1 protein-coding gene is annotated in these 676 nt (G+C 66.3%); it reads left to right on the top strand.

All coding sequences use genetic code 11. From position 1 onward, the window contains the following. Positions 1 to 676, top strand: a 676-nt coding sequence (locus CEX87_RS26910) for a DUF222 domain-containing protein (RefSeq protein ID WP_142301135.1), incomplete at both ends; no start/stop codon positions are given.

Genomic DNA, 676 nt, shown 5'->3' with positions numbered 1-676 from the left:
GTCGGGTGGGTGCTGAGCATGTGCGGGTGATCCGGCGGTTCTTTGACAAGCAGGTGCCGGCTTCGACGCCGTTTGACGTGCGCGAGGCCGCCGAAGCGCAGCTGGCGCAGTTGGCCACCAAGCACACTCCTGAGGAGTTGCGCGCGGCCGCCCAGCGGCTGGCGGCGTATTTGAACCCCGATGGGGATTTCTCCGATGAGTTGCGCGCAGCGCAGCGCTGGGTGCGGCTGGGTCGCCAGCGCCTTGATGGGATGAGTGAGCTACGCGGACTGCTTGATCCGGCCACCCGGGCGGCGTTGGAAGCGGTGCTGGCCACCGAAGCCGCCCCCGGCAGGAACAACCCGGCCGATGACACCGCGTGTGTGGAAGGTGAGCCGTCGCCCGAAGCGGTGGCCGCGGACGCCCGCACGACCGGGCAGCGCAACCACGATGCGCTCAATGCCATGTGCCGGAAGTTGCTCGCCTCGGGCACGTTGGGCAGCAATAACGGGTTGCCGGCCACCATTTTGATCAAGGCTAAGCTCACAGAGCTCGAATCGGGCACCGGCTACGGGCTCACCGGCGGGGGGTCGCTGCTGCCGATGAGCGAGGTGATCAAACAGGCCTCCTCGGCGCACCACTATCTGGCGATCTTCGATGACCACACCGAAGAAATTCTGTACTTGGGGCGGGCTAA

Source organism: Mycobacterium lehmannii, from assembly GCF_002245535.1.
Taxonomy (GTDB): domain Bacteria; phylum Actinomycetota; class Actinomycetes; order Mycobacteriales; family Mycobacteriaceae; genus Mycobacterium; species Mycobacterium lehmannii.
Note: the sequence above shows the minus strand (reverse complement) of the source record. Positions and strands in the feature narration are given on the sequence as shown.